Genomic DNA, 25,240 nt, shown 5'->3' with positions numbered 1-25,240 from the left:
GAACAGAACTTATGAAAGTAAAACGCATCGTAGCTAATATTAAGACCAATAAGATTAAAGATGCCAAACGCTTCTATGAGAAGGTTCTGGGTTTAGATTCATTAATGGACCTTGGATGGATCTCTACCTATGGCTCTAATACGAAGTCCATTGTACAGATCAGTATTATGAAAGAAGGAGGATCCGGGGCCCCGGTTCCAGATCTATCCATTGAAGTTGATGACGTAGACGAGGCCTATAAAAAAATGAAAAGGGCCAAGTTCAAAATTGAATATGATATTGCAGATGAACCTTGGGGTGTACGACGCTTTTTTGTGCGAGATCCATTTGGGAAGTTGGTAAATATTCTTTCTCACTCTTGAGAACCTTTTAGGAGAATCCTATGACAAATACGGTAAACCTTCATCGTGTCCTTAAAGCTCCCGCTTCACGTGTCTTCCGTGCTTTTTCAAATCCAGAGGCCAAGGCCACATGGCTCCCGCCTTTTGGATTCATCTGTCAGGTCCATTCTTTTGATTTTAAGGTGGGAGGGAATTACAAAATGTCTTTCACGAATTTTACGAATGAGCAGAAGCATTCGTGGAGTGGAACATTTACAGCAATCAAGCCAAATGAACTCCTCATTTACAAAGATAAATTTGATGATCCAAATCTTCCCGGAGAAATGACTGTGACTGTTTCTTTTAAGGAAGTTTCTTGTGGAACAGAATTAAGTATTAAGCAGGAAGGCATCCCGGATATGATTCCAAGCGAGATGTGCTACCTCGGATGGCAGGAATCACTCATTAAACTGGCCCAATTAGTTGAGCCTGAAATTAATCAGTAAGGCTTATTCAAAAGTGCCTGTTTTGACCTCTCCTTCACGGGTGTAATGCATGAGAAGCATGCCTGTCTTTGAAACCGCTGAACGTGTCAGCTTAAAGGCCGCAGGCGTGCTATTCTCATCAAAGAGACGTTTCCCTTTTCCAAGAACAATAGGTGCCATCATGAGGTGCATTTCATCTACTAGGTCGTGGGCGAGTAGGGTATGAACTAATTTTGAGCTTCCAATCACCAGAAGGTTTCTACCATCAGATTTCTTTAATTTTTCTACTTCTTGAGCAACACCTGCTCCGAGAGATTTAGAATTTTTCCATTTCAACGTATCTGAGAAATGAGTGGCCACATATTTTGTGCAAGCATCGAATTCCGTGGCAAACTTGCGATCGGATTCATTCACGCCTTCGGTCTTTGCAGCAATTTGAGGCCAGTAAGCAGCAAAGATATCATAAGTTTTTCGTCCCAATAAGAGATCGTATGGTTGTCCATAAGTGATTTCTAAGGCCTTACCTAAAGCTTCATCAGCGTAAGGAGGAAGCCAACCACCGTATTTGAATTGTCCCGAAGTGTCTTCTTCTGGACCACCTGGGGCCTGAATAACATTATCCAAACTAATGAATTCGACGACGATGATCTTTCTCATCCTTCTCTCCTTGGACATCAATTATTACTTAGTATATGTGTGATGGCATGAGCAAGGCAAAGGCCGAATATTAATGATTGATAGCGAAAATCTTATATGATGTGCTAAATTTCAAGCATGAAAATTAACAAGATCCACAAAGCTTCATGTCATTGTAAGGCCGTTATTTTTGAACTACATCTTCCTAATGGATTAGAAAATCCAAGAAGGTGTGATTGCTCGATGTGCAGAATGAGAGGGACAATTGCGGCCTCTGTAAGTTTAGAAAATTTAAAAATCCTTCAAGGTGAAGATAAACTCACTCTTTATCAGTTCAATACAATGACGGCCAAACACTACTTCTGCTCTATATGCGGAATCTATACTCACCATCAAAGACGATCGAATCCGACTCAATTTGGATTCAACATCGCATGCTTAGAAGGAGTCAATCCTTTTGAGCTTAAAGATGTTCCAGTGATGGATGGTATTAATCATCCTGCGGATCGAAAAAAATAAGGAATTGGTAAATGCTATGAAAAATTATTTTGAAAGTCCTTTTAGAGGAAAACTTTTATCGGATCAAGTTACAAATCCTAATATAATCGTAGGTAAGTACAGTTACTATTCCGGCTATTACCATGGGCATTCCTTTGATGATTGTGCTCGTTACCTCATGCCCGATCGAAATGATGTAGATAAACTCATCATTGGTAGTTTTTGTTCAATTGGTTCTGGCGCTGCCTTTATAATGGCCGGCAACCAGGGACACCAATCTGAGTGGGTTTCAACTTTCCCATTTCATTTTATGCCCGAATTTGAAATCTTCCATGGCGCTAAAAATGGTTACGAAGCAATGGGTGATACCGTGGTAGGAAATGATGTTTGGATTGGCTCGGAAGCAATGATTATGCCTGGTGTGAAAATCGGGCATGGAGCAATTGTAGGAAGTAGGGCACTTGTCACGAAAGACGTTGAACCTTACTCGATCGTTGGAGGGAATCCTGCGAAGTTAATTCGCAAAAGATTTTCAGATGAAGAGATCGCTTTATTGCTGGAAATGAAATGGTGGGACTGGAGTGATGACCTCTTGAAAAATGCCATGCCATTAATGACAGAGAAAAGTGTTAAATCTCTTTATGCATACTGGAAGAGACAGGGCCTAAAAGCTTAGAAGATTAAACTACAAACTACCTTAGTGCTTTGGTTATCTACTAATGATTGGTCTTAGTTTCTTCTCAGCAATCTCCATAAAGATTTTAATCTTGGGTGATAAGTATTTTTGAGCAGAGTAGACAAAATAAACTGGTCTATGGCTTGATTTCCACTCAGGAAGAACACGGATCAGATCTTCCTGATAAGACTTTTTATCACACACAAAGTTTGGCAAAAGGGCTATCCCTTGATGATTGCGGGCCAACGCCTCAGCGAGATTTAATTCGTCCACTGTTAAGGACTCTGTAATTGGAACTTTAACTTTTGATTTCTCATTAAAGAAGGACCATTCATTTTTCCCGAGTGGAGGAAAACCGATACAGCGATATGCGGAAAGTTCTTTCGGATGATTTGGTAAGCCATGCTCCTTTAGAAACTTTTTCGATGCAAAAGGCATGAAATAAGCATCCCCTAGCTTCTTAGCGATGAGTGAAGAATCTTTAAGCTCCCCAGCTCTAATTGCGATATCAATACCTTCAGAAATAATGTCGATTTCATAGTCAGAAAGCATCAGCTCGACTTTAATCTTCGGATATTTATCACACATCTCAGTGATAATATCTGGTAATAAAGTACTACCAAGAAATGTCGGGGCAGTGATTCTAATCCTACCTTGAGGCTCTAACTGAGTGGAATGAACATATTTCTCGGCCTGATGGATTTGTTCAAACCCTTCCATGCATTGATTGAAATATAAAACACCTGATTCCGTTAAAACTAACTTCCGAGTGCTTCTTTGAAGGAGAGTGGTGCCGAGTCTTTTTTCAAGAGAAGACACTTTCGTACTTACAGTAGAAACAGGTAACCCAAGATTGCTGGCCGCTTTAGAAAAGCTTTTGTACTGAACAACCTTTAGAAAGATATTAATTTCGTTGAAATCGATAAGGTCCATTTTTCATCCGGCTGAAAAGTCATTTATCCTTTTATAGGCTAATCATTTTTTAAGTGGTCGCCTAGGATAGGGATATTCTTTTTATATCAGGAGGTTCTATGAGTGACAAATTTAAGTACAAAAGAATTGATAAGAACGATGTCGCGGTATTATTAGTGGATCACCAGGCAGGTCTTATCTCTCTTGTGGGGGATTTTTCTCAAGATGAATTTAAGAATAATGTTTTAGCTCTCTCAGATGCTGCAAAATATTTTAAGTTGCCGGTAGTTTTGACAACTAGTTTTGAAAATGGACCAAATGGTCCGCTAGTCCCAGAACTTAAAGAGGCCCATCCCGATGCTCCTTTTATTCCTCGCCCTGGTCAAATTAATGCTTGGGATAACGAAGACTTTGTTAAGGCCGTTAAAGCAACTGGAAAAAAGCAACTTTTGATAGCGGGAGTCGTAACTGAAGTTTGTGTGGCATTTCCAGCTTTATCTGCCGTTGAAGCTGGATATGAAGTCTTTGTTGTGACTGATGCCTCAGGTACTTTTAATCAAACGACTCAAAAGGCCGCTTGGGATCGTATGTCTCAAGCTGGGGTCCAATTGATGTCATGGTTTGCGGTTACTTGTGAGCTTCACCGTGATTGGAGAAACGATATCGAAGGTCTAGGAACGTTATTTTCCAACCACCTCCCTGCCTATCGAAACCTTATTACGAGCTATAATTATTTTAATAAGAAGTAATCGTTTATTAAGTAAGGCCACTCTTAGAAAGTGGCCTTATTATTGTGACGATAAAGCTCATCGTATTGCAATGGGATTGATAATGGACTGTGATGTCCCTGTGTATTTAGGTTGACCAAGGACAAAGAAGAATTCAAAGGCCTTGTCTTTAATGAGTTCGGCACTATTAATAAGCTCTAAAACATACACACCATTTTTTGGAATAAGAAGCTGATTCACTTCAAAAACGCCGGCACCTTTAGGAGCAGGAACGGCCTCCAAAGCCCAAGTATCAGAGCCAATTGCAACAACACCTTTATCAATCAGGTACTGGGCGGCCTCTAAATGAATACCGGGCTCTCCCTTTAAGAAGCGATCATTGTCTTTTCCAACAAGATTTAGCCATCCGGTATGAAAAAGTACCACATCACCTTTTCTAATTTCCACTCTTTGTTTTTTGAGGACCTCTTCAATGTCTTTTACAGTAAAGACAGTTCCTTCTTTAACGATCTTAGATTTAAAGTGAGCTGTCATATCTAAAACCACACCTCTGGTCGCAATCGGTGGAGTATGTTCGAGACCAAGTTTGGTGAGACCGGTCATAGTGACAATGTCTTTTGCTTTATGTCCATTGTAGTAAACATTATCGATACCAATATGGCCCAGACCATTAATTTGTGTTCCCACTCCCAGCCACGTTTCGATAAGTTCATCATTGAAAGTAAACTTATTTTTTCCTTCTGTCTGTCCTGCTTGTTGGCTAGGTTGAGTCATATAAAGTTTAAAACTACGGTGACGGAAAGCTGGAATATCTTTGTTCACATCAACTCCAAGTGAATAGGATTTTCCCGTCGTCACAAGCCTCGCTGCATCTTTAGTTATTTCGGGGCTTAAGTAGTTAGCGGCCCCAATCTGATCTTGTGCCCCAAATTTTGATGGATACCAATTTGTCTCAGCTGAGGCCAATAAAGAAGTGGATAAAATTCCTGAGAAAATTAAAAGTTTTGAGTATTTCATTTCGTCCTCCTGATTTGCAAATCTCTACTTAATTTACGGCAGTTGGGGGTGCTTATTAAGTCCCTGCTCAGCAAATTATTGTTGCTTTGGAGTCAATAATGAAGGCCCACCTATGAGTGAGGTGAGCATGAAATAATGCCTATTTAATGCTACTCAGAACAATCTTTATAATTTGATTGTGAATCAATCTCTGGAGGAGTGGCCAAGAGGTTCTCAAGCAAACTCCTTGAAAAGAAATTTTTTTATAACAGATGTTTCGAAGGGCTTTGGCCCCGCATTGAAGAAAAATGATCAAAGCGCTTACTTTCTCTTGCGAAAGTAAATGATGCGTCCGAACTGGCTTAGTGTAAAAAATAACTTTTATAAGGCCTATAAAAAGATTAGTGCGCTTGATTTGACGAAAAATCACTTGGCAAGAGTTTAAAAATCAGGTCAAAATTTTAACTTTCAAGGAAAGACCATGCCATATATCAATGTACAAATCACGAAGGGTGCTTCTAGAGAACAAAAGGCCAAGATCGTTAAAGACATGACAGATTCTTTAGTGAATGTGCTAGGAAAAAAGCCTGAACATATTCATATCGTCATCCAAGAGATTAATGAAGAGGATTGGGGATTTGAAGGCATGCTTACCGATGATTGGAAGAAGCTTAAGAAATGAAGCTGAGTGAAAGCGCAATCTAAGAGATAGAAATTGCAAATTTGTGATGTTAGTCCGACTTGATGACTTTCGAGCTTCTTGTCATAATTATCTCTGCAAAGAACATAAAACAGGGAGGACATATGGCACGATACGTTGACGGTTTTATCATTCCAATCAAAAAGAAAGATTTAAAAGCATATAAAAAGATGGCAACGATTGGTTGTAAAGTTTGGATGGAGCATGGTGCTCTTGATTACTACGAGTGTGTGGGGGAAACTCTTGACCTTCCTTACGGAATTCCCTTCACAAAATTATGCAAGTTGAAGTCTGATGAGACGGTGATTTTTGCTTTTATTATTTACAAATCGAAAGCTCATGCTGCGCAGGTGAATAAGAAAGTTCATAGTGATCCACGCATGAAGCCAGAGAATTTTAAAAACATGCCATTTGATATGAAAAGATTCACCACAGGTAAGTTTAAGACGCTAGTCCAGGCCAAGTAACTAGCTAAGCAACAATGAACGGCAGGGGACTGCTAAGATCTCCTAGCTGTTCTCTATGGCTGCCATTGGTTCCGATTCGGTATTTGGCTCCAAACGGTCCATAACCTCTTTGGTTATTTTTCTCGAACGAACTTGGACTGGCCCCCATCGACATGGCAATATTCGCTAACCAGCGATTGTAGTGAATTCCCGCATTACCAAGTGAATCTCCCCATTGTCCATACATCGGTTTAGAGGGGTTTCTGAAGTCAACATGGTGGCCGGTTTTAAAATATCCTCCGGCGCTTCCTGCAGTAACGACTGGCATATTAAAAGATTCATGTGTGTATGAACAACTTTCGTGACTCCATACTACAAGACCTTGATCAAGGACCGATCCTCCCTGAAGACCTTGGGCCGCATCCAGTTTTTTTACAATTGTGGTGAAAATATCGCGCGCGCTATTGCGGTAATTGCTGAGTACTTTGTCCTGGACACTTGCAGTTCTATGCTGGTGTGCGATCTCTTCATGGAAGTCATTTACAGGAAAGGTGTTACAAGGCTCCAAAGGAACGCTAAATAGTCGGGAAGACCCGCATCTCACGGCGTTTACGATAATATCAGAGATGATGTCCCATTTAACCTGTTCATTTGGAATATTGTAGGAAGCATAAGTCATTTGGATACTTACATTATTCGGATCCCGAGTGATCTGAGTACATGAAGTCGACTGTGGCGCCATTTGGTTACTAATTTTAACTTCTAGTTCTCTCAGTCCAGTTAAGTGCTCATCGAGCATCTGCCTGTCATTATAACTGATGCGTTTGCCTGCACCATAGGCACTACCGACGACACTATTATAGGATCCTAAAACTCGATCAATGATGGATTTCTTTTTTAGAAGCGCTGGATCTGTTTGGTTTGTGGACTGAGTTGGATTACCAAATAAAGAAGCGAAGAGGGCGTGAGCAGTGTTAGGAGCAGTCGGACACCTCACCATACCAGTTGAGTTATAAAAGAATGATTGTTGTTCACCGGTTGGCAAAACAGTTAAAGGGTGAGTTCCTGAACTATCAAAGGCCGTCGATTTTGAAAGGAAATAATCGAGCGAGTCCCATTTAGTTGCATCGATATCACTTGCAGTTAATTGATCTGAGTTATGATAGGTGCCTAGTAATCCTCGGTGATGTCCAATGTAAAAGGGGATATCGAATCCTTCCAGAATGTTCATTTTGCCTAAGTAAGGATTGATAAAGGACTGCCACATACTTGTTAATCCATTAGTAGTCGCTATTTCCTGAAGTCGCGCGTACTGGATTTGACCATAGAGGCTTCCGGCATTGAACTGCTTCCTTACTCCCGTAGGAAAAGTTCGAGGGGCCCAATATTCTTCATTAAGGCCACCATGAGGAGTGTTTAAAAAAACAAGGAATTTAGAGTTAGGTAAACTCTGAGCATGAGCTTTTGGCATTAATGACACAAGGTAGGGGAGGCTTAAAGCGAATGCGCCTGATCCGACTAAAAAATGTCTTCTTGATATTTTGTCATATTTCATTCTAATTCCTTATTTATTCTTCACCATCATGGTATCGAACAGAAAAAGCTGGAGAGCGCACTACACCCGTCATCATACCTTTCAAGCCATTCGTTTTATGTTCGCGATACATAAACTCCAAACTACATGCATCTTTTGAAAGGTTTTCTTTTTGGCGGTATGTATATTTATGAAAGTTTCTCACGATACAAGCTTCTGCCTTACCTGAGTCGGCGATGATTTTTGATAATTGAACACCTCCAGAGACGGAAGTTGTATCTGAAATGTTGATTTGAGGAACTGCCGAGGCATCAACGTTTTTTACAGCGATGGTAGAGCCAGCGGCGTAATCAATGATATGTTCTACTGATCTGTGTCTTCCAAAAACATCATAGTCTTCTGTAGCAAAGCCTAGTGGATTAATTCTTTGGTGACATGAAATACACGATGTACCCTCAATCTGGGTGAGAGCATGGGTCTTCTCACGTACAGTAAAGTCTGCTTCTATAACGACACCCTCTGGAGCAGTGTTATTGGCGGGAGCTTGGATGTCCTCACATAAGATCTTTTTCATGATTTTAACGCCTTTCAAAATCGGTCTGGACAAGATACCAGCATGAAAATGAAATCCGGCGCGAGTCAAAATTCCAGATCTCTCAGTGCTTGGAAAAGTGACCAAGTTGGATGTACTTCCGTTCCAGGCAGTTACTCCATATGCTTTTGCTAAATTCTGACCTTTAGCAAATGAAACATTTGAAGTCAGAAGATCATAGACATCTCCATTGCCTTCATAAGAGTAGTAGTTAAACATATCCATCATTTCTTGAAGGAGTTCAGAGCGGAATGCAGATAAGTCCATATTACTTGGAAGAGCGGTGTTCTTATTAGGATAAGTGATACCTAAAGTCGCGTTCAAGCTTGAGGCATTCAAGGACTGCATAGCTGGAATTTCATCTAATTGAAGCCAGCCGTTAATGAAATGGCCGAAAGAGTTTCTTGTAGTATTAGAAAAGGCGAAGGTTTTAGTTTGGGCACGGGTATAGGCGGCGTTTACGACAGTCTCGAATTGTGTGGTTATCGTACCTGAGTCTGCAGCGGTCCTTAAGTCAGTATCTGGCATAGACTGGAAAAAGAGATAAGATATTCTGTTTGCTAATTCATGCGGAGTTAACTTTAGCTGAGTTTCATTCCCTGCAATGGGTGTTCCACGGAATTCGGTATGATAAAGGAAGTCAGCCTCCATTAGAAAAACTGCAATGAGATCAGCATAAGAACTCAGAGCAGTTGCATCGGCCCTAAATTTATCTCTCTCTTCGACAGTTAATGGATGTCTTAGAACAATTGGTCCGAAACGATCAATAAAGCGGTTTCTACAGTTAACGTCTGAATAAGTTTCAGCGCAAGCTTCACCAACAAATGTTGTTAGGCGAGAACTAGTAGAAGTCACTTCTTGGGCAAAAGCGATTGCCACATCCAGATGTCCGCCTATGTGTGAGCTTGTCACTTGATTGTCTAATCCTGGGAAGTCATGTTTTGCTTCGTCGTTTGGAATCGTACTTAGTGGAACCGCTAAATTGGACATTATACTGTCGACAACCGTAGTTGTGAATGCACGCTTGAGAAGATCTCTAAGAGTATTAGTGTACTGAATCTTAGTGAGACGTTTCAAAGGATTAAGGGATGGTGCTGCATTTGTATCACAAACAAATGGAGTGTCATTCCCTGTGCCAGGAGCTGGCTTAATTGAGGTAATGTAATTGTAGACGGCCTGATATTCATGAATGTTGAAGCCCTGATATTCTTGAGAGGCTACGGGAGGCATTTTGCTTACAGCATTGTTTGAATGATTCGGTCCAAAATACATTCTCATGATTACGGGTGATTTTTCAGGATCCCCAGGAATGATCTTCTGTAATGAAACGAGCTGTTGAAGGTCACTCGCATTATTGAGTTGAGTCTCCCATCCGGCTGAGTGACATCCAATACATCTGGTCTTTAAAACTTCATGTGCCGAAGCGGCATAATTGTTACTGTCGCCGATTCTAGTTACCTTTACTAATTGCTCGAAGGTATTACCTGCCTGATCGGTCTGAGTCACCGAGATCGTCTTTTCACCTAAACCTGATGTAAACGTGAAGGTGGTATTAAATGCCGAATTGGTACAGTTTACCGTTGCTGCGTAAGTTGATTGAGAGATTCTTACAACAAGGTTTTGTTCACATGTCCCCGATACAACTACACTGGTTGCAATCGTTGTTGCATTGGCCATAGGAGAACTGAGGGTAATTAATGGGGGAGTGGTATCTAATGTAACTGAGACAGTTGAAGTTGTTGCATTTTGTGCAGCATCTGTTTGAGTAACAGAGATGGACTTAACACCATCAGCAGAAGTTAAAACAAGGGCACGGGAGAACTGGCCTTGAGTACAAGTGACATTGACGTTGGCGAGTCCCGTGGCACTGAGCACGACTGGTAATCCGACTTCACAATTACCTGAAACAGTTAATGAAGAGCGAGTAAAACTTAAATTCGCTGGCGATGTGATAGCCAATGCTGGTCTTTGAGTGTCTCGGTATACAGATAAACTTGCTTGAGCTGCGATGCCATTTTTTGTCTGCTGAAGGGTCAAGTTCTTTAACCCATCTGGAGAATTTAATGTCAGAGCTCTGCTGTATTGTCCGTTTGAAGGACATGTGAAGCTACTGTTAGCAGCGACATCTCCTGATACCACGACTTGGATATTCGCTTCACAACTACCAGCAACGGTCACGCTTTGTTGAAATGATGATCCAGACATGGGAGAAGTAATCTTAATGACTGGGGCCTCTGCAGCTCTAGTTGCCTTAACAAAGCTCGTATTAAATGTCGTTGAATTCCCCGCTCTGTCTGTTTGCTGAAGTCTTACTTGTTTCTCACCATCGGTATCGATACCTGTTAAAGAGTCAGTGAACCTTCCGTTGTCTGGACAAATGATGCTTCTTTGGGTTTGTGCGAAGGTTATTTGTAAATTTAACGATGCTTCACAAACACCTGTGAGTTGAACTGTGTTCTCATAAACCGTTGCATTTGCCACAGGTTGGATGACTTGAATAACCGGGGCCACATTATCTTTAATGAGAGTGACACTGGCCTCTGCACTTTCCCCAATCTCATTGGTTTGAGAAAGTTTAATCACCTTCGAACCGTCAGCACCCGAAATTGTTAGTTCTTTTTCAAATTGCTGATTGATACATCCGACTATTCCCAGAGATGTAATTCCCGATGTGATCTCAATCTCGAGATCTGAAGTACAAGTTCCTTTAACGACTACCGTACTTTTGAAAGATGAATTTGTAGTAGGGGACTGAATTGTGATCTGTGGCTTAGGGATATTGTTTACTGCTAAGCCATCAATCCATTTAACGACTTTATTATAATCATCCCTGGAAAACTGAATATTCTGTAATGGCATGTTCGCATTGCTGCCATTTGAAAATTTCATTCGTTGTACTAAAAGTGATTCTGCCGACTTCCCAGGGACGATCATACCTTGGTCGATGAAGTCTTCAACTTTTGAATTGCTGGAAATTATAAAGGCCCTACCAGAATCAGCTTGGTGGCAACTCATACAATTCTCAGCTAATACTTCCATTGCTGTCTGCGAATTATTATTGGATTTTGGAGGAGTAAAACTATTCTTAAAATCCAATTCGGTTTTCTCTCCCATCGGCGTACAGGAAGTGAGCAGGGCTATTAATATGAGGAAGAATATTTTCATCAGACCCTTTATCGAACGGAATAGCATGCTGATTAAATTTGTTTTAACTTTATTTTAGCCTCATTCGAAATTTGTCATAGTGGAATTAAGCTAAAGATCGTGTCATAGAGTATAGGTTGATGAATTTTCTAAGGTGGAGCAGGCCGGAGCATTTAAGTGATAGTGAATGTTTTAAAAGTTAAAGATTTTCGAGTGTCGTAGAGAGTTTTATAGGGTCGTTTCAAGGCTCATTTATCATTTTCAACAAGCTGAATGAAGGCTTCCTCAGGCGTAAGACCGCTTTCAATCATTCGCTCAAGCTCATCCTTATCACTGACCTGTCTTGCGGCCCTTGTGAATAGAGCGCCGGAGGCTTAGAAAAAACTTGGATTCACTTTGATTTGTTGAGCTTCAGGAGCACCTATAGATACTGTCGAGGATTTAGAGTTTAAGTATTTTATTGGCTCGGTACGAATATCTTCTTCAGTACTAAAACCAGCCCTCGTAATATGCAGTACCCTCAAGCCTTTTTTGAGCGCTCGATATCACCTGTTTACTGTTTCTGTAATTACGATTTTCTTCTTATTCGCATCAATAGAAACTTTAGCTCCAATAGGCACAGTCATTATTGGATCTGTATGGCCCATATCGAATTCAGTTATCACAGGAAAGTTGTGGCCCTTAAGTGAATCATTTAAAATCATATTTAAGCTGTCATTCTGACTAAGCCCAACGCATCTCGCGAATCTTCCGATCACCATACCGTTAATTTTATCAAATACACCCATTTGTCTCAATTGAGTGAAATAGCGATCTAAAGTCTTGGGATTTTCCGCTTCATCGTCTTCGATAAAAAGGATCTTTCCTTTCATCGAGGGGAAGTAAGGAGTGCCTGCAAGCAATAGTAGAGTACCAATGTTACCACCAACAATTCTTCCTTCTGCTTTTCCTTTTTTGAAAGTTTGAAGACCTGGGTTTGTTGAAAATTCCATTTTATCTTCAATCCACCATTGGTTATCAGAAAACCTTTTTGAAACAGGATAAGAATAAGAAGTATTAGTTTCCATAACCAAACTTCTAAAACATTCGATTGTTTCATCAGGTACTGTTGATTTAGCAAAAGTGATGATTGCAGGACCATTAAAAGTAACAAGCCCTGTTTTTTGAGTGATTCCTGATAGCAAATTTGTTGTGTCAGAATACCCAACCAGTACTTTGGGATTTGCTTTAATCAAGTCATAGTCCAGATACTCAAGAACTTGATGAGTATTGAATCCTCCCCAAAAAGACATAATCCCATGGATGTCTTTTCGCTTGAAGAAATCGTGGAGTGACTTAACTCTTTCTTTTATTGTTCCTGCTGTGTGACCTGTTTGATGATCAAGATTTGGAGCTTCAATAATGTTGAGACCAAATAATTCTTTTATTCTTTTGTAAGCTCTTGCTCGGTAATCAGGTTTCAGAGTTTTTGCAGGAGTTGAGAGAGCAACAACGCCAATGTTTTGTCCTGATTGTAAACGATTAGGCTTAATGATTTTCATGTGAAAATTTTAGTTCGAGAGTATGTATTGGTGTCAATGGATAAGTGACTGAAATATGAAGATGGTGCGCCCGACAAGATTCGAACTTGTGACCCCTACCATGTCAAGGTAATACTCTAACCAACTGAGCTACGGGCGCGTTGAGTCCATTATGTTAAGAAGATTTCTTCATTATGTCACTATTCCTTTCAATGACTTTGAGCAAAATTTGAGGTAAATTTTCGGGCTATGAGTTCGCGATTACACCGCCGGTTCGGTTCTTGGATCATCCATCATGCTTTTGAGTTCAAATGGTATTATTTGGGTGCCTTTATCTGCCTATATGTCCTGCAGGTTTTCCAAAGCCAAATCCCGGAAAGAATTCGTCAGTTAACGAAACTCATGTCCCAAGGGGAGCTCGGGAACGCCTCAGTTTGGATATTCCTGGGACTCGCGATCGGGATTCTTTTCTTTCGAACCTTTTCAAGATTACTTTTCTTTTATCCGGCCCGAGTTCAGCAGAAGCTTCTCCGTATGGAGATTTTAGAATTACTAGAAACCGTTCCTTCAACTCGTTATGCGGGAAGAAGCCAGGGACAAATTTTCCAAATCCTTTTTGATGATGTGAACAACCTTCGCGCTTTTATCGGATTCGGCCTTCTTCAGGTCGGAAACCTTATCATCGCCGGATGGGTATTAATCCCGAAATTGAATCAAACTGACTCCTACTTATGGCCGGCCTTTATTCCGCTTTTCACAAGTGTATTTCTGTTCACCATCATGACCTTCATTAATCAGAAGTACTTTAAGAAAATGATGGATAAAAAGGGAGAGGTTCAGCAATACATCATTGAAGCTTACGAAGCGAAACAAACCATTAAAAACTTTCACCGTGAGGAAAGTTTCATTAAAGGATTTGTACGATCTTCGTCTGAAGAATTAACTCTTTTCTTTAAATCGAGTATCGGCTTTGCCATCACTGGGCCTTATGTGAAGCTGGGACTTGGGGCCTCTCTTATTTGGGCCGCGATGCTGATCCGTAAGAACGGTGGTGATACCTCTGATCTTGTTTTCTTCTCAGGGTTTCTTTATCTGTTTCTGGAACCGGTGATGTTCATGTCATGGGTGGCAGTGATCATGTCACAAGGTTTTGCGGCCTGGAAACGTGTAAAAGAACTTTACTCGGTACTTGTCGTTGAATCAAAGGATGAACTTAGTCTTCAGAATATGAAAGTGAAAGAAGACGATTCATGTATTCATCTCAATATGCTTTTCTGGGAAAAACCTCTCCATCTTAACATTCAAAAAGGCAAATGGACCGTCCTCATTGGTGAAACAGGAAGCGGAAAGAGTTACATCCTTTCTCAATTGGCGACTGGTCTTATTCTCAATAAAGAAGTGGTATCAATGGTTCAGCAAGAGCCATATCTCTTCAACGATACCATTCAGGAGAACATTTTCTTAGGTGCAGCTCCAACTGAAACGAACTTAAAGCGCGCTCGTGACCTCATTAAGATTTTCCAACTGGATAATCTCGCCCCAACCATTGATGAAGTTCTAAAACTCGAAGTGGGAGAGAACGGAAAACGTTTATCCGGCGGTCAGATGAAACGTGTGGCCCTGATCCGTTCACTCATGTCAGGCGCAAAGCTCATCATTTGGGATGATCCCTTCTCGTCAGTGGATATCATTCTAGAAAGAAAGGTGGTTGCTAACCTTCGTCAAAGCGGAGAGTGGGGCCATTTAACATTTATTATTTCAAGTCACCGACTGACGACAGTTCGTTTATCGGATGAAGTGATTTATCTCGATCGTGAAGCTGGAATTAAAGCACAAGGCGAGTCGCAAAAACTTTTAAAGGAAGAAAATGTCACAAGGTTCTTTAAAGAACAACTGGTGGACGTACATCTGGCTTAAGTCAGAAACGCCACTTGCCATTTTTATTCTCGTGAATCTCGTGATCTCTGCGGTCACAGGATACCTTACGCCTAAGTTTATTTCCTCTTTCTACGAATCTTTAAATAACGATGCTTCTTTTCATCGTGAGATGATTAATCTCGTTCTCTTATTTTCAATTGAATACATTAACCGATTTTTATTCTCATTAGGCTCAAACCGCTACATCCAGGTTCTTCTCACCGAAATCAGACGTCGTAGTTTTGCTCTTTGGCTGAAAGCACCTTTCAAACGAAAATCCGGAAAGCATGATGAGTATCCATTGGGCGAAGTTCTTGCTCGCTTAATGAATGATACCGATGCCGTACGAGAAGTTGTGAGTTCAGGCAGCTTCGCTATCTTCATTGATATTATTTTTATTCTTTCGTGTCTGATCAGTTTTTTGCAACTGAACTCAACCACTGGTGTGAGTCTCTTCATTGCTGAAGTGATTGCCTGTCTACTTCTGATTAAAGGAAGTAAGGTCATGGCGGTGATCTTCGCAGATGTTCGTCGTATCACAGGTCTTATGGCCCGGGTGATTACGGATTTAACTTCCGGCCTTAAAGAACTCTTCTTTTCTCCGAACGATAAGTACGCGACAAAAAGAGGGGAGAAAATCTTTGAAGAGTTTCTCGACAAGCAACTTCACGCCAACATCTGGGACGCTAGTTACTATTCGGCGGCCGAATCCCTTTATCCAATTCTTGTTGCCCTGGTGATGATCATCGTTCCGCATTCTCAAATCGTAGAAGTGGCGATCCTGGCGGCATTGATTGATCTTATTCAAAAATCAATTACTCCGATCAAAGATGTTGCTTCTAAGATATCCGTCATTCAGAGAGCGAGAACGGGGATTGATCGCCTTCACCAATTTAACGATAGTTTTAATCAGGACAACCTTGAGCGTATGGACTTCACTCACCTTGAGGCCCAAACCATGAAGTTTGATCTTGAACACTTTCAATATGATCAAGGTTTCAAACTCGAAAAGATTCAATTTGAAATTCATCGAGGAGAAATCCTGGGAATTCTTGGGGAATCTGGTTCAGGCAAATCGACTCTTCTAAAACTTCTTTCTGGCCAGTACCACACGTTCACCGGAACGATCACCATGGATGGGAGGGTGATTGATGCGAGTGACGAGAAGGGACTTCGTTTATTCTCTTCTTATGTAAGTCTTATTTCTCAGGATTCTCACGTTTTCACTGAAACATTAAAATTCAATATCACCCTTGGTGCCGAAGAAGGGTTTGATACTTTCTGGAAACTTGCCTGTGATTCGATTCCATACCTTAATCGCTGGGGACTTCAACCAGAAGATAAGGTTATACCTAAGGCCCTCTCTATGGGACAGAAGCAGTTGATCTCGGGTCTTCGTGCTCTTTTCTTGAAAAAGCCAGTAATCCTCATGGATGAGATTTCGAGTGGACTCGATTCGGAGCTTGAAGCGGCCCTGCGTGACCTGATTCGTTTCTTCCAGTCTCGCTCCATGACCATCATTGTGACCCATAGATTGGAAACAATTCTTAATTCTCATAAGCTCATATTGATCGAAGCGGGGAGAATTGAGGCCACGGGATCTCACCAAGTCTTACGTGGTGTGGCCAAATACCAGGAATTCCTAAAACACCTTCATTAGTGGACTAATACACTTCGTTTTTATTCTTCGAGACTTACGTTAAGATGTTGAAAGTTTTTAACAGGAGATCTCATTTATGAAAGCTATTGTGGGCCTACTCGCTCTCGTTGTTCTGTTATCTTTCTCTGCTTGTTCTGATAGCACAGGGAAACCAAGTTACCTCTTCAAACCAGCTCCAAAAGAAGGCCTTGCTGCCAAAGTTGGAAGCATGGAAATTACAAATGCTGAACTAGCAGATGGTATCGAATCTGATCTATTCGAAGCTGAAACAAAAGTTTTCGAAATCAAATTCGCTCGTCTTAAGTCTCTTCTTCTTCAGAAGTATATGGACAAAGATCCTCGTAAAAAAGGCATCTCAAATGATGAGTTTCTTGAGAAGTATATCGCTAAAGACGTAGTGATTTCAGACAAAGAAATTGATGCTTTCATTAAAGATCAAAACATCCCAGCTGAGCACATCAATCCTCAAGTAAGAGAGAAAATTAAAAACTATCTTGAAATGGAGAGAAAGAAAGAAGCTGTTGATAAGTGGATCGCTGAGCAGACGAAAAAAGATCCAGTTGAAGTTTACATTCCAAAACCTCGCCGTCCAACATTCCCGGTTGAAGTAGGAAATGCTCCTGCAATGGGTGCTAAAGACGCAAAAGTGACGATCGTAGAGTTCTCTGATTTTCAATGTCCGTTCTGTGCAAAAGGCGCTGACATCCTAAAACAAATTAAGAAGAAGTATGGTAACAAAGTACAAGTTGCCTTCAAAAACTTCCCACTTCCGTTCCATAACCACGCTGAGCAAGCTGCTGTGGCCGGTCTATGTGCTAACGAGCAGGGAACAGATTATTTCTGGAAAATGCATGATGAAATGTTCGCTAACCAAGACGCTCTAGATGCTGAAGGTCTTAAGAAAACAGCAAAGAAAATTGGTTTAAAATCAGAGGCCTTCGAGAAGTGTCTATCTGAGAACAAGTTCCTTGCCCAGGTTAAGGCCGATATGGAAGAGGGGCGTAAGGTAAAAGTGAAGTCGACTCCGACTTTCTTTATCAACGGTCAGTTAATTAACGGCGCCCAGCCAATGGACGTTTTTGCCGAAATCATCGACGAAGAACTAGCTCGTTAATTATATCTTTTTAGTCAGTTAAATAGGCCTTGGGCTAAATCAGCAAGATTTACCCAAGGCTTTTTAGTTTCAACCCGTTTGTTATACTAAGGCATGATGTCACAGGAAGTGACAGATAAGGGATGAAGTCATGAACGGCGTAGATTACACCAAGCAATTGGCCAAGGAACGCGAATACTACAGAGAGGCCAATGAGAAAGCGAAAACGGCCACTGATAAACGTATTGCGGACATTGAAGAGCGTGCGGATCACGTGAACAATAAACAGCGTGAAAACTTCGTAAAAGACCGTGCTGACCTCGAAAAAGGTTATCAAGCTTCCCTCGATAATCTTAAAGAAAAAACTCGTTCATACATTGAAGATAATAGCTCTAAGTTCAATAAGGACATGGAGAAGGAAAGACAGGTCTTCACTCAAGAAAGTATCAAAAAAAGTAAGGACTTCGATCAGCGCCTAAACGATATCAAATCTAGTTATCAGAAGGCCTTCGATTCGGAAAAAGACCGTCACGAAGACCTGACAAACGTTCAAAAGAACAAATACGCCCGTAACGTGGCCGACATTACGAAAGATACCTCTGAAAAGATGCAGAATTATCAAGATCGAATGACGGGAGCAGGGGCGGACCTTAAAGAACAATACAATCGTGAACGTCAGCAATTGGTGCGTTCTCACGAAAATCACATGACTGATGTCCATAAGGGCAATGCCAAGAAAACTGCCGAGCTAAAAGAGCGCATCAGTACAGACATCGCCAAGAGTAAAGAGGTACAGGCGGCGGATCTTCAGCATCATAAAGAATATGCTAACGATCGCCTTGAGACCATGCAGAACAAGTATCAGGAACGCTTTGATACGATGGCGAAAGATTACAGCATGAGAAGTGATAATCTTGCTGAAACTCAGAAGAATGAAACCATTAAGGCCAATCGCGAGCACCAGGAAACAATGCTGGATGCTCGTCGTAATTTCAATAATCAATTACGTGGTATCGAACGTGAAAAACGTCGTCGTGACAACGGAACCGGAGAGTTCGCGAAAGTTGTAGATAAGCAAACCGGTCTAAAAGATAAGGTCATCCACGAGAACCGTGAACGTTCACTTATGTCTCAATTGGATAATCTTCAGCGTACATACAATGAAAAGGCCGATAAAGATCAGGGCAACTTTAATGAAACCTTGAAAGAGGAAGCATCAGAGGCCGTGGCCCGTATGGACCGTAAGCTTAATGAGGCCAATGCTGACAAGATCGTGACTGTTTCCAAGGAAAGAGAACACGCCGAAGCCGAAGTTGCTAACCGCGAACATCAGAACCGTTTGGATAAGGCCGCTTATGAGCAGCAGCTTATGGTGGAAAGAAACAGTTCTAAGCAACGTATTGATCGCTTGAAAGAAAACTTCAACTCGTCAATGAAGAGCCTGGAAGAAAAGCACACAGCGGCACTTGAAGACGTTACGAAAACGTCCAATCAGGACAAGAACGAATTCATGAAAAAGGTCCAGGAGAGACGTTCGAATGAGATCTTTGAAATGAAGCGTGAGTTCTCAAAATTGATGGATTCTACGGTGCAGAATTACGAGGCCCGTCTGACTAATTTCCAAAGAGAGAATGAATATATCAAGATGACCATGAGTCAGAAGATCGAAAATATCATTGATCAGACTGATAAAAACATGAAGGCCCAAACGACTCTTTTTGAAGATCGTCGCGCGGCAGATGTTAAAGGTCACAAGCTTTTAATGGATCAACGTGAAGCTCAGCTTAAGAGAAATATGACTGAGATGAATGTGAACTTCCAGAAGAAGCTCGATAAAATGCAAGTCGATCACGACTCGAAATTAAAGTTGCTTACTAATGATTATGAGAATAAATTAAAAGAGCTGAAGGGTCTCAACAGTAGAGAGTTGGCCCAGAAGGACATGGATCATCAAATAGAGCAGGATCGCATTAAGCAGGCCTATGAAGATGAGAAGTCTCGCTTAGTTTCTTCGTATGAAAATCAAATCATGGGCATGAAAAACGGCCACAAAGAGGCGATGGATCAGATGAAGGAATATAAACGCCTTAGTTAATTAGCAACTCTTTCAAAAGATAACCTATGTCTATTCGTCGCGCGAAGATCATTGCGACCATCGGACCTAGCTCGAACACAATCCCGATGCTAGAAAAAATGATCAAGGCCGGTATGAATGCCGCCCGAGTCAACATGTCCCATGGTACTTACGAGGCCCATGAACAATCCATTAAGAACATTCGAGAGGCCTCAAGAAATGTTGGTAAGGAAGTGGCGATTCTTCTGGATCTTCAAGGTCCTAAGATTCGCGTGGATAAACTTCCTGAGCCGTTGGAACTGAAAGATGATGAAGTATGGGTGATTGGCCCATCTCACGTTAAAGATCAGTATCCGGAGTATTCAAAAAACTTCATCCCAACCATTTATAAAAATCTGGTGAAGGACGCCCATGTTGGTGCCCGTATCCTATTTGATGATGGTCTTTTGGAAGCTGAAGCGATTGAAAAAGATCGTGAAGTTCTGAAAATCAAAGTTAAGGTGGGTGGAATTCTTAAATCAAACAAAGGGATCAACCTTCCATACGTGAAAGTATCGGCCCCGAGTTTCACTGAGAAGGACAGAGAAGATCTTCTGTTTGGTCTAAAGCAGGGCGTGGACTATGTGGCCCTGAGCTTTGTCCGTACAGCGGAAGATATTTTGGAAGTAAAAGCACTTCTTCATCAAATGAAAGTGCAGATTCCGATTGTATCAAAAATTGAAAAGCCTGAGGCCCTCGACAATATGGAAAGCATTGTTCAGGTTTCAGATATGATCATGATTGCCCGTGGTGACATGGGTGTGGAAGTAGGAAACCATTTGGTTCCTGCCATTCAGAAAAGAATGATCAAACTTTGTAATGAACTTGGGAAACCAATCATTACAGCGACTCAGATGCTTGAGAGCATGATCACTAATTCTCGTCCGACACGAGCCGAGGCCTCTGACGTGGCCAACGCTATTTGGGACGGTACGGACGTTGTGATGCTTTCTGGTGAAACCGCCTCAGGTAAATATCCAATTGAAGCGATTCAAATCATGGGTCAAATCATCGAGGAAGCAGAGAAGAAGCCAACTGAGCGTCCTCTTCTTCGTAACATGAATATCACGAGTGTAACTGCAACAGTTCAGGTTTCGGCCTCAATTGCGGCAGAAAAACTTCACGCCCGCTGGATCATTTCGATCACTGAGGGTGGTAATTCTTGTTTGAAGATGACACGTTTCCGTCCTAAGACACATGTTCTTGGGGTGACGAACTCACTTCACGTAATTCGAAAGATGAGTCTTTATTGGGGCATCTCTCCATATTATTTCAACATTCATGAAGACAGCGATCTGACTAAGCTTGAAGAGCTTATGATTGATAAACTGAAGAAAGAAAACCTTCTTCAAATTGGTGATAAGGTCGTTGTGACTGTTGGCGATGGGAAGTTCTTCCGTCAAGGCACAACAAACTCAGTTCGAATCGAGACGATTAAAGACGTTCCTCGCGCTCTCAAAAACACAGATCAGGATGCTATCCAGGAGGTGTCTTTTGACAGGGGAAAGCTCTTACTTGATACAACGATCTGTGCTTCATGCCAGGCTTGTATCAACGTGTGTCCATTTGAAATCTGGACAGCGTCTATTGAAGAGAACCATGAAACTCGAATTAACGGTTTAAACGTTCATAAATGCACCTTGGACATGGCCTGTGTTGAGGCCTGTCCAACTGGTGCGATAGAAATCTTTCCTTTTAATTCATGAAATCGTCTTCAGTCCTAGATAATGAGTTTTTGAAAGACCTCGGTGTCTTGGACTGGGGATATACAGAAGAAGCGATTCCACGAACCTTATCTGAATATGAGGCCTGGACGGAAAAGGATCTCCACGGGCCTCTTAATTATCTAAACGATCACAGAAAAAACCTTCGCCGCGATTTAAGAAACGTCTTTCCGGAGTTTCAATCCGCTTTGGTTTTTCTGTTTAGTTATCAAGAAACCAAAAAGTGGATGCTCGAAAACAATCAGCATTCTGTTGCGGCCTATACTCTGGGATTTGAGGGCGAAGACTATCATCGCGCCCTTAAAGAACGACTCACAAAAATTACGGAGAAATTGGCGATAGACGATCTCAAGACCTTCTTCACAATTGATGCCCAACCAGTTTTAGAGAGAGATCTTGCTTACCGAGCGGGGCTTGGTTGGTTCGGTAAAAACTCCATGCTGATCAATCGCAAAGAGGGTAGTTACTTCATTATTGGAAGTATTCTTTTGAATCAAAGGCTTCCCATAGATCAAGCAATCTTCGATGTAGATCACTGCGGCCAATGCACGGCCTGTATTGATGCCTGTCCTACCAGTGCCATCAATGTTGATACCAGAACGCTTGAGGCCTCTAAATGTATTTCAACTTTCACAATTGAGATTATGAAGGACGCTCCTGCTCCGGAAGGATTCGAAAAATCACGGGGAGAAATTTTTGGCTGCGATATTTGTCAGGACGTTTGTCCATGGAACAGAAAACCGCTTCAAAGAATTACCTCTTCTTTAAAACTTCAAGATAAGTTTTTATTCATTAAAGATTGGCTCTTTGATTTCCCACGGGAGAAATTAAAGACGATGATCGCCGCTGATACTAACCGCGGGTTCAGAAAAAAACTTTTCGGAACTGCTTTTGATCGTCCAGGCAAAGAGGGATGGCTTAAAAACTTTAAGCGCTAGACCCAACCGAAGTGATTCTTCAAAAAGCCATAGAGATAAGGTGAAGCAGAACCAGGTTCATGGTGAGGAAGTCGCTTTGGCTTATCAAAGGTCACGCTGTTATTGTTTCTCTCAAGCACTTCTAAGAATGCTTCTAATCCACCACCACCAACTACGATATCATCTTCACCAGTGATGAGGTGAATCCGTTGATTTGAAAGTGTCATGGTTTCTTTTTCGTGTTTTAACCAACCAAAAACTTGTTTTGAATCAAGCTCTGGTGAAACAAGCTGTCTTCTGATGGAAAGGGTTTTTTCGTAGAAAGCAGTTTCAAAAAGATGGGTTGCTTGTCGCTGGCCAATTCCGATTCCTACAGCAACGGCCACACGTTGATAGTTTTGAAGCACGGGAAGCTCGAGTGCTCGGATGGCGGTAAACGCACCTAGAGAGTGACCGCCTAAGATAACACTCGTTGGTCCTGTGAATTGACCGCTTAAATGATTTTCCATGAGGGCCTGAAGACGCAAAAAGGCCTCGCCGAAAAGTTCATGAGCATGGGCCGTGAAGTCACTAAATGAATTCACTTCATTAAAACTGCCTAAATAATGTCCCGGCTGATCGAAAATTAGACAAGGAACCCCTGTCTCCACCAAGCGTGTGGCCCAGTTTAAGCAATCGCCTTTATGAGAGGTATATCCGTGAGTAAATAAGGCCCATTCGCTCTTAATTGAGTGTGTTCCGGAGGCAGAAGGCAAGAACGCCAGAGCGTTTACCTGGAACCATGGAAGAGAGAGTTCTGTGGTGATTACCTTTACGGACATATTCCTACCTTGACGCGCATAATTACTTAAAATTTTCGCAATATATTGATTGACGAAAAAGCTTTGTAACATTACTTTAGAGTTCTCTTTTTTAGAAGACCAATACTTAAAGTAATCCGATACGCCCGGTTAGCTCAGTTGGTAGAGCAAAGGACTGAAAATCCTTGTGTCCGTGGTTCGATTCCGCGACCGGGCACCAAAAAAGCCTCAGAGAAATCTGAGGCTTTTTTATTTTAAGCGACTTTAATTTCGTCAACCTTATCATCGTAAAAGGCCACTCTTCCTTTTAATTCACTCAGCTCATCAAATGGATTCTCATACGACCATGCGATGTTCTCAAATTTTTTATCACCATGTTTTACTGTTAAAAGTTCTGCCTCACCTTTGAATGGACAGTGATAATCATCGTATTTTGCAAAATCAATTTCATGTAAATCATTTTTTGGAATGTAGTAGACGGGGGAGTGACCAGGCTCAAGAAGTTTGATGGCACAAGTTGAATCTGCCACTAATTCGCCATCGAGAAACACTTGAACTCGTTCATCAATTCTCTCGATCTCAATTCCACTTGAAGTAACCATGTGCGCCCTCCTGTCATTAGACCTATTTTTTCACTTCCGCTCCGAAATTCGAATTTAAACTATCCTCGAGTAAACTAGACCAGATGACTTAGATCAGGAAATTTCATGCTGGTAAATTCTTAAAATCTGTTAACATTGAAGACCTATGGCACGTGAAAGAAAGAAAACCTGGGAAGAAAAAGTCACTCTTGTGAGGGCCTCATTTAATCGTTCGGCGGATACGCCGCTTTTTGCGCATGATTTTTATCAGCATCTTTTCTTTTTAAGTCCCAAAATAAAAAAGTATTTTGAGAACACCGATTTTGAGCATCAAGAGAAAGCTTTGATGGCGGGGCTAAAATACATTCTAGATTTTTTGGACAACTCGAACACAAATGCCCGCGCTCAGGTTCTGCGACTTTCACAAAGTCATGCTAAAGAAAACATGAACATTTATCCTCATGATTATTATTACTGGATTGATGCTCTAGTGATGACTGTTAAGAAGCACGATACTCAATGGTATAATGATCTCGCTTTTTATTGGCGTGAAGTTGTGTTTTATCCTGTGAGTTTTATGATCAGTCAGTATTTTCTTCCGGCCAATTCCAAATCGTAGAGAGGTCTTTATTTATAGCTCGTGGAAAAATCTTTCGATTCAAAATGAACAAGAACTCAAGGACCCAAAACGCTTGAAAAAGCTTTTGAATAAAGGGGAGTGGTTGGCCATTTTGGGATTCAACCTGGCCGGATTTGTTTCCGTCTCCACCGGTCTATTTATGGTGGGAACGGCAATGGAAAAGGAACCAGGGCGTATGCAGCTTCTTGGTGGAGCTGCTGTCATTTTAATCCTGGGCCTCTTGTTCTTTTATTTTTCTCAGCTGCTTATTAAAGAAACTCGCCTACATCCCATCCGCCAATATTTGAAAGATCCAACCGGGTTTGAATTTATTCGTGGGGAAATAGTCGAGAGTCATTACATCCCTACAGGTAAGGGAAGAATTGTGGCACAGATTAAAGGCGACAATGGTCTGGTTGGAGTAGAACACTTTCACCCATCAATTTGGGCATTTACTACCGCCGAAGCCGAGGCCTCATTGAAAGAAGGAGACGACTGGTACGACATGAAAGGTAAGCGTCGATTATTACCAGTTCCGGTCTATATTCTTCATAAAAAAGGGCTGCCGGGAGTCATGGTAGGAATAGAACAGAATCTTATTAAATCGAGTACATAAAATTTGATTTAGA

The 25,240-nt window shown here is 41.4% G+C and carries 23 protein-coding genes and 2 tRNA genes; 16 read left to right on the top strand and 9 right to left on the bottom strand.

Annotated features, from left to right (window positions below; genetic code table 11):
* Nucleotides 1-11: 11 nt before the first annotated feature.
* A complete protein-coding gene (locus ACJVC5_RS01035; protein WP_408097521.1) occupies nucleotides 12-362 on the top strand; it encodes a VOC family protein in 351 nt (116 codons plus the stop codon).
* Nucleotides 363-382: 20 nt separating this feature from the next.
* Nucleotides 383-826, top strand: a complete 444-nt coding sequence (locus ACJVC5_RS01030; protein ID WP_408097520.1) for an SRPBCC family protein — start codon at nucleotides 383-385, stop codon at nucleotides 824-826.
* 3 nt (nucleotides 827-829) lie between these two features.
* Here the strand turns inward: ACJVC5_RS01030 and ACJVC5_RS01025 are convergent, their stop codons facing one another.
* Complete coding sequence (locus tag ACJVC5_RS01025; protein ID WP_408097519.1) at nucleotides 830-1,462, bottom strand: dihydrofolate reductase family protein; 633 nt, start codon at nucleotides 1,460-1,462, stop codon at nucleotides 830-832.
* 117 nt (nucleotides 1,463-1,579) lie between these two features.
* Here ACJVC5_RS01025 and ACJVC5_RS01020 point away from each other — a divergent pair, with 117 nt between their 5' ends.
* Together ACJVC5_RS01020 and catB are read left to right on the top strand one after the other, a co-directional pair.
* Nucleotides 1,580-1,960: a GFA family protein gene (locus ACJVC5_RS01020; RefSeq protein WP_408097518.1), complete on the top strand. Its 381-nt coding sequence runs from the start codon at nucleotides 1,580-1,582 to the stop codon at nucleotides 1,958-1,960.
* Nucleotides 1,961-1,976: 16 nt separating this feature from the next.
* Nucleotides 1,977-2,615 (top strand): type B chloramphenicol O-acetyltransferase, encoded by a 639-nt coding sequence (catB, locus tag ACJVC5_RS01015; protein WP_408099264.1) that lies wholly within the window; start codon nucleotides 1,977-1,979, stop codon nucleotides 2,613-2,615.
* Nucleotides 2,616-2,648: 33 nt separating this feature from the next.
* Here catB and ACJVC5_RS01010 read toward each other — a convergent pair whose 3' ends face one another.
* On the bottom strand, nucleotides 2,649-3,548 hold the full coding sequence (locus ACJVC5_RS01010) for a LysR family transcriptional regulator (RefSeq protein WP_408097517.1): 900 nt from the start codon (nucleotides 3,546-3,548) through the stop codon (nucleotides 2,649-2,651).
* Nucleotides 3,549-3,646: 98 nt separating this feature from the next.
* Here ACJVC5_RS01010 and ycaC point away from each other — a divergent pair, with 98 nt between their 5' ends.
* The gene (gene ycaC / locus ACJVC5_RS01005) at nucleotides 3,647-4,276 is read left to right on the top strand and encodes an isochorismate family cysteine hydrolase YcaC (protein ID WP_408097516.1); all 630 of its coding nucleotides are present in this window, start codon (nucleotides 3,647-3,649) and stop codon (nucleotides 4,274-4,276) included.
* A gap of 57 nt (nucleotides 4,277-4,333) precedes the next feature.
* Here ycaC and ACJVC5_RS01000 read toward each other — a convergent pair whose 3' ends face one another.
* A complete protein-coding gene (locus tag ACJVC5_RS01000; RefSeq protein ID WP_408097515.1) occupies nucleotides 4,334-5,272 on the bottom strand; it encodes a cyclase family protein in 939 nt (312 codons plus the stop codon).
* Nucleotides 5,273-5,732: 460 nt separating this feature from the next.
* On the opposite strand from ACJVC5_RS01000, the gene ACJVC5_RS00995 reads away from it, so the two are divergent.
* Complete coding sequence (locus tag ACJVC5_RS00995; protein WP_408097514.1) at nucleotides 5,733-5,933, top strand: tautomerase family protein; 201 nt, start codon at nucleotides 5,733-5,735, stop codon at nucleotides 5,931-5,933.
* A 122-nt stretch (nucleotides 5,934-6,055) separates the two neighbouring features.
* A complete protein-coding gene (locus ACJVC5_RS00990) occupies nucleotides 6,056-6,418 on the top strand; it encodes a DUF1428 domain-containing protein (RefSeq protein WP_408097513.1) in 363 nt (120 codons plus the stop codon).
* A 4-nt stretch (nucleotides 6,419-6,422) separates the two neighbouring features.
* Here ACJVC5_RS00990 and ACJVC5_RS00985 read toward each other — a convergent pair whose 3' ends face one another.
* The 4 genes from ACJVC5_RS00985 to ACJVC5_RS00970 all read right to left on the bottom strand — a co-directional run bounded on the left by ACJVC5_RS00985 (nucleotide 6,423) and on the right by ACJVC5_RS00970 (nucleotide 13,347).
* Nucleotides 6,423-7,868, bottom strand: coding sequence for a DUF1552 domain-containing protein (locus ACJVC5_RS00985; RefSeq protein WP_408097512.1), 1,446 nt, complete (start codon nucleotides 7,866-7,868; stop codon nucleotides 6,423-6,425).
* Between the two features lie 97 nt (nucleotides 7,869-7,965).
* Nucleotides 7,966-11,538, bottom strand: a complete 3,573-nt coding sequence (locus tag ACJVC5_RS00980) for a DUF1588 domain-containing protein (protein WP_408097511.1) — start codon at nucleotides 11,536-11,538, stop codon at nucleotides 7,966-7,968.
* A gap of 674 nt (nucleotides 11,539-12,212) precedes the next feature.
* Nucleotides 12,213-13,208: a S66 peptidase family protein gene (locus tag ACJVC5_RS00975; RefSeq protein ID WP_408097510.1), complete on the bottom strand. Its 996-nt coding sequence runs from the start codon at nucleotides 13,206-13,208 to the stop codon at nucleotides 12,213-12,215.
* A 62-nt stretch (nucleotides 13,209-13,270) separates the two neighbouring features.
* Nucleotides 13,271-13,347: transfer RNA gene (locus tag ACJVC5_RS00970), tRNA-Val, on the bottom strand.
* Between the two features lie 89 nt (nucleotides 13,348-13,436).
* Here ACJVC5_RS00970 and ACJVC5_RS00965 point away from each other — a divergent pair.
* The 6 genes from ACJVC5_RS00965 (at nucleotide 13,437) to queG (ending at nucleotide 22,632) form a co-directional block, all read left to right on the top strand.
* Complete coding sequence (locus tag ACJVC5_RS00965) at nucleotides 13,437-15,104, top strand: ATP-binding cassette domain-containing protein (protein WP_408097509.1); 1,668 nt, start codon at nucleotides 13,437-13,439, stop codon at nucleotides 15,102-15,104.
* A complete protein-coding gene (locus ACJVC5_RS00960) occupies nucleotides 15,055-16,764 on the top strand; it encodes an ATP-binding cassette domain-containing protein (protein ID WP_408097508.1) in 1,710 nt (569 codons plus the stop codon). The genes ACJVC5_RS00965 and ACJVC5_RS00960 overlap by 50 nt, the downstream gene beginning before the upstream one ends.
* A gap of 76 nt (nucleotides 16,765-16,840) precedes the next feature.
* Nucleotides 16,841-17,878 carry a DsbA family protein gene (locus tag ACJVC5_RS00955; RefSeq protein ID WP_408097507.1) on the top strand — a complete coding sequence of 346 codons (1,038 nt, stop codon included), beginning with the start codon at nucleotides 16,841-16,843 and terminating at the stop codon, nucleotides 17,876-17,878.
* Between the two features lie 130 nt (nucleotides 17,879-18,008).
* Nucleotides 18,009-19,952, top strand: a complete 1,944-nt coding sequence (locus ACJVC5_RS00950) for a hypothetical protein (protein ID WP_408097506.1) — start codon at nucleotides 18,009-18,011, stop codon at nucleotides 19,950-19,952.
* Between the two features lie 26 nt (nucleotides 19,953-19,978).
* Nucleotides 19,979-21,676, top strand: coding sequence for a pyruvate kinase (gene pyk, locus ACJVC5_RS00945; RefSeq protein WP_408097505.1), 1,698 nt, complete (start codon nucleotides 19,979-19,981; stop codon nucleotides 21,674-21,676).
* Between the two features lie 29 nt (nucleotides 21,677-21,705).
* Complete coding sequence (gene queG, locus ACJVC5_RS00940) at nucleotides 21,706-22,632, top strand: tRNA epoxyqueuosine(34) reductase QueG (protein ID WP_408097504.1); 927 nt, start codon at nucleotides 21,706-21,708, stop codon at nucleotides 22,630-22,632.
* Here queG and ACJVC5_RS00935 read toward each other — a convergent pair.
* Nucleotides 22,629-23,432, bottom strand: coding sequence for an alpha/beta hydrolase (locus ACJVC5_RS00935; RefSeq protein WP_408097503.1), 804 nt, complete (start codon nucleotides 23,430-23,432; stop codon nucleotides 22,629-22,631). The two genes, queG and ACJVC5_RS00935, sit on opposite strands and share 4 nt — an antisense overlap.
* Nucleotides 23,433-23,555: 123 nt before the next feature.
* Here ACJVC5_RS00935 and ACJVC5_RS00930 point away from each other — a divergent pair.
* Nucleotides 23,556-23,631 (top strand) — tRNA-Phe (locus ACJVC5_RS00930).
* 34 nt (nucleotides 23,632-23,665) lie between these two features.
* Here the strand turns inward: ACJVC5_RS00930 and ACJVC5_RS00925 are convergent.
* Nucleotides 23,666-24,013 (bottom strand): DUF427 domain-containing protein, encoded by a 348-nt coding sequence (locus tag ACJVC5_RS00925; protein WP_408097502.1) that lies wholly within the window; start codon nucleotides 24,011-24,013, stop codon nucleotides 23,666-23,668.
* A 145-nt stretch (nucleotides 24,014-24,158) separates the two neighbouring features.
* On the opposite strand from ACJVC5_RS00925, the gene ACJVC5_RS00920 reads away from it, so the two are divergent.
* Together ACJVC5_RS00920 and ACJVC5_RS00915 are read left to right on the top strand one after the other, a co-directional pair.
* A complete protein-coding gene (locus ACJVC5_RS00920; protein WP_408097501.1) occupies nucleotides 24,159-24,611 on the top strand; it encodes a globin domain-containing protein in 453 nt (150 codons plus the stop codon).
* A gap of 73 nt (nucleotides 24,612-24,684) precedes the next feature.
* A complete protein-coding gene (locus tag ACJVC5_RS00915) occupies nucleotides 24,685-25,227 on the top strand; it encodes a hypothetical protein (RefSeq protein WP_408097500.1) in 543 nt (180 codons plus the stop codon).
* The last annotated feature ends 13 nt before the right edge of the window (nucleotides 25,228-25,240 follow it).

The organism is Peredibacter sp. HCB2-198 (genome assembly GCF_045999315.1).
Lineage (GTDB): Bacteria > Bdellovibrionota > Bacteriovoracia > Bacteriovoracales > Bacteriovoracaceae > Peredibacter.
Note: the sequence above shows the minus strand (reverse complement) of the source record. Positions and strands in the feature narration are given on the sequence as shown.